The sequence below is a fragment of the Nocardioides sp. genome (genome assembly GCF_031397825.1).
Classification (GTDB): domain Bacteria; phylum Actinomycetota; class Actinomycetes; order Propionibacteriales; family Nocardioidaceae; genus Nocardioides.
This window is the reverse complement of the sequence record NZ_JANNML010000162.1, coordinates 1-7,198: the sequence shown is the minus strand read 5'-3', so window position 1 is coordinate 7,198 and position 7,198 is coordinate 1. Positions and strand designations below refer to the sequence as shown.

Here is a 7,198-nt window from a genome sequence, read left to right as displayed (position 1 = left end):
CTGTTTTGCCTGTTGTTGATCAACACAATGGAGTGTTCACAACTCCTTCGTTGACAACTTCTGCAACGTACTATGTGGCCATCGTCAACTCACTGGGTTGCGAGGGCGAGTCGCTGGAGGGCCTCCCCCAGGACCGCGTCGAGCTGGTCGTCGGCGACATCGTGGACGGCACGGTGGTCGACAAGCTCGTCAGCGAGCACGACGCGGTGGTCCACTTCGCCGCCGAGTCCCACAACGACAACTCGTTGACCGAGCCGGGCCCGTTCATCCAGACCAACATCGTCGGGACCTTCCAGATCCTCGAGGCGTGTCGGCGTCACGACACCCGGCTGCACCACATCTCCACCGACGAGGTCTACGGCGACCTCGCGCTCGACGACCCGCAGCGCTTCACCGAGGCCACGCCCTACAACCCGAGCAGCCCCTACTCCGCGGCCAAGGCCGGCTCCGACCACCTGGTCCGTGCGTGGGTGCGCAGCTTCGGGGTGCGCGCGACGATCAGCAACTGCTCCAACAACTACGGTCCCTGGCAGCACGTCGAGAAGTTCATCCCTCGCCAGATCACCAACGTCATCGACGGTGAACGCCCCAAGGTCTACGGCGCCGGCACCAACGTGCGCGACTGGATCCACGCCGAGGACCACTCCTCCGCCGTGTGGACGATCCTCGAGCGGGGCCGCATCGGCGAGACCTACCTGATCGGCGCCGACGGCGAGCGCACCAACCTCGAGGTCGTGGGTCGCATCCTCGAGCACTTCGGTCGTGCCGCCGACGACCTCGACCTGGTCACGGACCGCGCCGGTCATGACCTGCGCTACGCCATCGACTCGACCAAGCTGCGCACCGAGCTCGGCTGGGCTCCGACCTACGACCACTTCGAGGAGGGTCTCGCCCGGACCATCGCGTGGTACCAGGCCCACGATGACTGGTGGCGCCCCCACAAGGAGGCCACGGAGGCCTTCTACGCCGCCAAGGGCCAGTGATGGGCGACCTCGCGGTCGAGACCACCCCGATCCCCGGCCTGCTGGTCGTCCGCCTCGACGTCCGCGAGGACGCGCGCGGCTGGTTCAAGGAGAACTGGCAGCGCGAGAAGATGCTCGCGCTCGGCCTGGCCGACTTCGGGCCGGTGCAGAACAACGTCTCCTTCAACTCCAACCGCGGCGCCACCCGCGGCATCCACACCGAGCCTTGGGACAAGTTCGTCTCCGTCGCGACCGGGCGGATCTTCGGCGCCTGGGTCGACATGCGGGAGGGCGAGACCTACGGCGCCACGTTCCACCTCGAGCTGGACCCGAGCGTCGCCGTCTTCGTGCCCCGCGGCGTCGGCAACAGCTATCAGACCCTCGAGGACGGCGTCGCCTACACCTACCTCGTCAACGACCACTGGCGACCCGGCACGTCCTACCCCGCGCTCGACCTGGCCGACCCGACGGTGGCCATCCCGTGGCCGATCCCGCTCGACGACTGCGAGATCTCCGACAAGGACCTCGCCAACCCGACCCTCGACCAGGTCACTCCGATGCCGGCGAAGAAGACGCTGATCATCGGCGCGCAGGGCCAGCTCGGCCGCGCCCTTCAGGTCGACTGGCCCGACGCCGACTGCGTCGACCTGGGCGAGCTCGACGTCACCGACCCCGCTGCCGTGGCCACCTGGCCCTGGCACGACTACGCCCTGGTCCTCAACGCCGCGGCCTACACGGCGGTGGACGCCGCGGAGACCGCCGACGGACGCCGTACGGCGTGGGCCGCCAACGCGACCGCGCCCGCGACCCTGGCCCGGCTCAGCGACGAGCACGGCTTCACTCTGGTGCACTACTCGTCCGAATACGTCTTCGACGGCACGCAGCCCGAGCACGTCGAGGACGAGCCCCTCTCACCGCTGGGCGTCTACGCGCAAACCAAGGCTGCCGGAGACCTCGCCGTCGGCACGGCACGGCGCCACTACCTGGTCCGCACCTCGTGGGTGATCGGCGAGGGCAACAACTTCGTGCGCACGATGCAGCGCCTGGCCACCCAGGGCGCCTCGCCCGACGTCGTCTCCGACCAGGTCGGACGGCTCACCTTCACCGGCGAGCTCGCCCGCGCGACCCGACACCTCGTCGAGACCCACGCCGCGCACGGCACCTACCACGTCAGCAACGACGGTCCCGCGATGTCGTGGGCCGACATCGCCGGCGCGGTCTTCGAGCTGTGCGGCCGCTCGTCCGGCGACGTCAACCCGATCACGACCGAGCAGTACGCCGCCGGCAAGGCCACCGCCCCGCGGCCGATGAGCAGCACCATGTCGCTGGCCAAGATCACGGCAATCGGCTTCGAGCCGCGCGACCAGCGGGACGCGCTGCGGGACTACTGTCAGGCCGGGATGCGGCCGTAGTCGTCCTCGAGGCGACAGATGTCGTCCTCCCCGGTGTAGGCGCCCATCTGCACCTCGATGAGGACGAGAGTCTCGTCCTCCATGTTGGTGATGCGGTGCGGCTGACCGATCTCGACGTCGATCGACTGACCGGGCCCGGCCAGGATCAGCTCTCCGTCAATCACACAGGTCGCCTTGCCGCTCACGATCGCCCAGTGCTCCGCGCGGTGCTCGTGCGTCTGATAGCTCAGGCGCTGGTGCGGAGCGACGACGAGGCGCTTGACCTTGAAGCCGTCGCCCTCGTCGAGGACCTGCCAGGAGCCCCACGGACGTGTGTCGGAATCGCCGATCATTGAAATACCCCCCAGTATTCGATCGCCGAGCAACGCTCGGACCCCTCGAGGGTACGCACATCCGGAACGCCCAGGGGGGCAAAGCACCAAAAGTTAGCGCCGGCGCAACCCGGAGAGCGCCGGACGGACATCCACGATGAAGACCAGGGCCGCCACGGTGAACGCCAGGTTGAGGATCGTGCTGACCAGCAGCAGCTGCAGGACCGCCCCGAGTCCGAGGATGATCGTCCAGGCGGGCTTGGTGAGCTTGCCGGCCGCCTCGTAGGCGTCGCCGGAGAACGTCAGCGAGCTGACGAACGCGAAGATCTTCACCGCCAGCATCGCGAGGGCGATCAGCAGCGAGACTTGTCCTTCGAGCGATCCCATGGGGTCAGATCCTATCCAGTGAGGTGGCAAGACCCCCGGAGCTCATACCTCCGGGGGCCTCGCGTGACGTCAGAACAGCGCGAGCTGTCCGTCGTCAGGTTCTCTTCAGTCGCCGACCTTGGCCGCGGCCTCGGTGGTCGCCTCGGCGGCCTTGGTGGCGGTCTTCTTGGCGGCGGTGGTGGTCGCCTTGGCGCTGCTCCTGGCCGGAGCGGCGGACTTCTTGGCGGCGGTGGCGGTCTTCTTGGCGGCCGACGTCGTCTTCTTGGCGGTGGTGCTGGTCGCCTTCTTGGCCTGCGTGGTGGTCGTCTTGGCCTTGGCCGTGGCGGTCTTCGCCGCGGTCTTGGTGGCCTTGGTCGACTCCTGCTTGCGCACGCGGGTCACGAGGGCCTCGCCGCGCTTGGCGAGGTCGGCGTAGGTGTCGGTGACGGTCGCGACGTTCTCGGTGACCGTGGCCTGGACCTTGGTCGGGATCGCGAGGGCCTCGGCCTGGAGCTCGGCAACGCGGGCCTCGACCGCGGCGCGACGGGCCTTGGCGTCCTTGGAGAGCGCCTCGACGCGGGCGTTGACGACGGTCACGGCCTGGTCGCGCAGCGCCTTGGGCTGGAAGTCGAAGTCGCTGACGGTCTTCTGGGCGCCTGCGAGCTTCACCTGGACGTCGGCGACGTAGTCGCGGACGACCTCGACCGCGAGGTCGGTGACGCCGACACCGGCGTAGAGCGGCTTGGCCGCGACGGGGGGAAGCTCAATGGTCTTGATGTCGAACTTGGCCTTGGCCATGTCGATGTCTCCTTGTGTTGGTGGTGCGATGGGGTGAGGCTGGTCGTGCCGGTCAGTCGTCGGCCGGCTGCGCGCCGTTGAGCGCGAGGAACGACGAATAGACGTCGAGCAGCGACTGCTTCTGCCGCTCGGTGAGGCCTGGGTCGTTGAGGACGGCGAGCTCGACCGAGCCACCGACGCCGTCCTCGGGGCTGAGGATGCCGGCGCGGATGTAGAGCTGCTCCGCCGAGATCCTCAGGGCCTTCGCGATCTGTTGGAGCACCTCCGCGGAGGGCTTGCGCAGGCCGCGCTCGATCTGGCTCAGGTAGGGATTGGACACCCCGGCCTGCTCCGCGAGCTGACGAAGCGACAGCCGTGACGCGACCCGCTGCTCCTTGAGGTAGTCGCCGAGGGACTCGACCGCACTACCGACCTTGCTCTTCGCCATGCCCCCATAGTGCTAACTCTAGTTAGCAAAATGCAAACTCAGGCAGCGTGAGTCGTCCCACATGGCTCAGAGGGTCGCCCGGATCTCCCCCACCGGGACTCCCCCACCCAGCAGCTCCAGCACCCCCGTGGCCCGCACAGCATCCCCGTCGACCCAGTCCTCCAGGTCGACCCCGCTCTTCCGCAGCGCCGCCGCCATGAGCACCGGGCGCACCCGAGGCGCGCCGTCGTCGGTCTTGAGGGCGAACGCCCGCCCGTCCGGCAGCGCCACGACGTAGCAGGACTCCGCGCCGGCCTTGCCGATCGATCCCGGCATCGCGGTGAGGAGCGCGCGCTCGTCACGCCGCGTTCCGGAGACGAACTCAGGATGGCGGCGGATCGCGCTGGCGACACGAGCCTCCGGCCCGTCCGTGGCGACCGCCAGGGCCCTGAAGGCTCGAGCAAGTCCCACGAGGGACGTTGACAGCAGCGGCGCCCCACACCCGTCGATGGCAATCGTCGTGACTGGTTCACCGGTCAGCTCAGCGAACGTCGTGAGGATCGCGCGCTGCAGCGGGTGGTCCAGATCGAGATAGGTCGCGAGGTCCCACCCGTTGATCGCGCAGGTCACCAGCATCCCGCTGTGCTTGCCCGAGCAGTTCATCGCGATCGGCGCCTTGTCCCCACCGGCCCGGATCAGCTCGGTGCGCGCGTCGTCGTCGAGCGGATAGTCAGGCGGCGTCCGGAGCGACGCCTCGTCCACGCCGGCCGTCGCCAGGATCTGGCGGGCACCGTCGATGTGGAAGGGCTCTCCGGAGTGGGAGGCGCACACCAGGGCGAGGAGGTCGTCGGGCAGGTCCAGTCCGAGCCGGACCATGGCGAGGGCTTGGAGCGGCTTGTTGCACGAGCGCGGGAGCATCGACTCCTCGACCGCGCCGACGCTCCACTCGATGTCACCGGCGGCGTCCAGGGCGACCACGGAGCCGTAGTGATGTCCCTCGACGAAACCCGAGCGGACGATCTCGGCCACGACCTGGGGCGCGGTCACGCGTCCGTGTCCTGGGGCGTGGCGCGGCCGAAGTCGTCCTCGAGCCGGTGGATGTCGTCCTCACCGGTGTAGGCGCCCTGCTGGACCTCGATGATCTGCAGGTCCTCGGCGTGCCGGTTCTCGAGCCGGTGCGCAGCGCCCATGGGGACGTCGATGCACTGACCGGGCGAGGCCTGGACCTCCACACCGTCCACGACACAGGTAGCGATGCCGAAGATGACGACCCAGTGCTCCGAGCGGTGCTGGTGGGTCTGGTAGGACAGCCGCTTGCCAGGGTGCACGACGATGCGCTTCACCTTGTAGCCCTGACCATCCTCGATGACGTGCCAGGATCCCCAGGGTCGGTCCTGCGAAAGGTCGCTCACGAGTTCTCCGTCATTCGACTGGCGTCTGGAGTCGGCACGGTATCAACGTATGAAGGCGACTGACTTAAGCGCGTATGACGGTGAGAGGATGTCGCGGTGTCCAGCGCCCGCACTCCCCAGTACTGCCCGTCGCAGCGCGAGCTCGACGACCTCGAGCTGCTCGCCAACGGGGCCTTGGCCCCGATCACCGACTTCAACGAGCCGGGCAGCCCTGTCACCTTGACGCTGCCCCCGCTCGTCGTCGAGGAGGCGGCAGCCGCCGGCGCCGTCGAGCTCGTCGACCCCGAGGGCCTGCCACTGGCACGCGTCGTGATGGGAGCGACCTCGTGGGCCGTGGAGCCCTTGACCCACGCGCAGTACGGCCCGTTCCGTCGCTACTACCTGTCTCCCGCCGAGGTGCGCGAGCGCTACGCCGGTCGCACCTTCGTGCCGGTCGCCGACGCGCTCACCGACGCCCAGCTCCGCGAGGTGGCCGACCTCGGCCCCGTCGTGCTCGTCGCACTGGTCGGTCATGGCACTCCCGACCTCTCAGCGGTCGCGCTGGTCCGCGCGACCCTGGCGGCCTCGGGCGACCTCGATGCGGCTGTCATCGCCGTCCCGCTCGCCTCGCACGACGACCCCGAGACCGACCACCGCCTCGGCGTCCAGGTCGTCGCCACCTACGCGGGCCCCGACCCGGTCCACGGCCTCACCGAGGGCGGTGACGTGTCCCCGGAGGTCGCCGCCATCGTCGCCGCGGACCAGCCCGGCCCGGAGGCCCAGGGCCTGGTGCTCTTCTTCACCGGCCTCTCGGGCAGCGGCAAGTCCACCCTGGCCCGCGCGCTGATGGACAAGGTGCTCGAGCAGGGCCAGCGATCGCTCACCAGCCTCGATGGCGACGTCGTACGACGGAACCTGTCCGCCGGCCTCTCCTTCTCCAAGACCGACCGCGAGACCAACATCCGCCGCATCGGCTGGGTCGCCGCCGAGATCTCCCGGCACGGTGGTGTCGCCGTCTGCAGCCCGATCGCCCCCTTCGACGAGACCCGCCAGCAGGTGCGTCAGATGGTCGACGAGGCAGGCGGCGCCTTCTTCCTGGTGCACGTCGCGACCCCGCTCGAGGAGTGCGAGCGCCGTGACCGCAAGGGGCTCTACGCCAAGGCCCGGGCAGGCGAGATCCCCGAGTTCACCGGCATCTCCTCCCCGTACGAGGAGCCGGAGGACGCCGACGCCCGCGTCGACACCACCGGCCGCAGCATCGAGGACGCCCTCGACGACCTCGTCCTCGCCCTCCGCGACGCCGGCTACCTCGACCTCACGACGGATTCGGTGGTCGAGCCCCCCGCTTCGCTGGTCGAGCCCGACGAGCGACAGCGAGGAGGCGTCGGGACCCCCATCAAGGTCCTCTTCGTCTGCACCGCCAACATCTGCCGCTCGCCCTTCATGGAGCTCACCGCCCGCTCGCTGGCCGGCGACGACAGCGGCGTCGAGTTCACCAGGCGGACGATCGTCAGGACCGGCAGGTCGGCGAAGTCGGCCGGGCCGTCGGTCA

Annotated in this window: 9 protein-coding genes; 3 read left to right on the top strand and 6 right to left on the bottom strand. The window is 69.1% G+C overall.

All coding sequences use genetic code 11. The annotated features are described in order from the left end of the window. The first annotated feature begins 50 nt into the window (after nt 1-50). Entirely contained in the window at nt 51-983 is a 933-nt protein-coding gene (rfbB, locus tag RMN98_RS14075; RefSeq protein WP_397209660.1) for a dTDP-glucose 4,6-dehydratase, read from the top strand. Further along, the gene (locus tag RMN98_RS14070) at nt 983-2,374 is read left to right on the top strand and encodes a bifunctional dTDP-4-dehydrorhamnose 3,5-epimerase family protein/NAD(P)-dependent oxidoreductase (RefSeq protein ID WP_309649451.1); all 1,392 of its coding nucleotides are present in this window, start codon (nt 983-985) and stop codon (nt 2,372-2,374) included. Before rfbB ends, RMN98_RS14070 begins: the two co-directional genes overlap by 1 nt. On the opposite strand, the gene RMN98_RS14065 is transcribed toward RMN98_RS14070, so the two are convergent. The 6 genes from RMN98_RS14065 to RMN98_RS14040 all read right to left on the bottom strand — a co-directional run bounded on the left by RMN98_RS14065 (nt 2,353) and on the right by RMN98_RS14040 (nt 5,667). Then, the gene (locus RMN98_RS14065; RefSeq protein WP_309649450.1) at nt 2,353-2,706 is read right to left on the bottom strand and encodes a phosphomannose isomerase type II C-terminal cupin domain; all 354 of its coding nucleotides are present in this window, start codon (nt 2,704-2,706) and stop codon (nt 2,353-2,355) included. The genes RMN98_RS14070 and RMN98_RS14065 overlap by 22 nt on opposite strands. A gap of 93 nt (nt 2,707-2,799) precedes the next feature. After that, complete coding sequence (locus RMN98_RS14060; RefSeq protein WP_309649449.1) at nt 2,800-3,072, bottom strand: DUF2516 family protein; 273 nt, start codon at nt 3,070-3,072, stop codon at nt 2,800-2,802. A gap of 105 nt (nt 3,073-3,177) precedes the next feature. Beyond that, nucleotides 3,178-3,849, bottom strand: coding sequence for a hypothetical protein (locus RMN98_RS14055; protein ID WP_309649448.1), 672 nt, complete (start codon nt 3,847-3,849; stop codon nt 3,178-3,180). 52 nt (nt 3,850-3,901) lie between these two features. Next, complete coding sequence (locus RMN98_RS14050) at nt 3,902-4,276, bottom strand: helix-turn-helix transcriptional regulator (RefSeq protein WP_309649447.1); 375 nt, start codon at nt 4,274-4,276, stop codon at nt 3,902-3,904. A 66-nt stretch (nt 4,277-4,342) separates the two neighbouring features. Beyond that, a complete protein-coding gene (locus RMN98_RS14045; RefSeq protein WP_309649446.1) occupies nt 4,343-5,302 on the bottom strand; it encodes an asparaginase in 960 nt (319 codons plus the stop codon). Then, entirely contained in the window at nt 5,299-5,667 is a 369-nt protein-coding gene (locus tag RMN98_RS14040) for a phosphomannose isomerase type II C-terminal cupin domain (RefSeq protein WP_309649445.1), read from the bottom strand. Before RMN98_RS14040 ends, RMN98_RS14045 begins: the two co-directional genes overlap by 4 nt. 96 nt (nt 5,668-5,763) lie before the next feature. Here RMN98_RS14040 and cysC point away from each other — a divergent pair. After that, on the top strand, nt 5,764-7,198 hold a 1,435-nt coding region (cysC, locus tag RMN98_RS14035; RefSeq protein WP_309649444.1), incomplete at its 3' end, for an adenylyl-sulfate kinase.

Coding starts and splice junctions, on each gene's coding strand:
- RMN98_RS14070 (WP_309649451.1), top strand. CDS start 983: ATGGGCGACCTCGCGGTCGAGACCACCCCGATCCCCGGCCTGCTGGTC.
- RMN98_RS14065 (WP_309649450.1), bottom strand. CDS start 2,706: ATGATCGGCGATTCCGACACACGTCCGTGGGGCTCCTGGCAGGTCCTC.
- RMN98_RS14060 (WP_309649449.1), bottom strand. CDS start 3,072: ATGGGATCGCTCGAAGGACAAGTCTCGCTGCTGATCGCCCTCGCGATG.
- RMN98_RS14055 (WP_309649448.1), bottom strand. CDS start 3,849: ATGGCCAAGGCCAAGTTCGACATCAAGACCATTGAGCTTCCCCCCGTC.
- RMN98_RS14050 (WP_309649447.1), bottom strand. CDS start 4,276: ATGGCGAAGAGCAAGGTCGGTAGTGCGGTCGAGTCCCTCGGCGACTAC.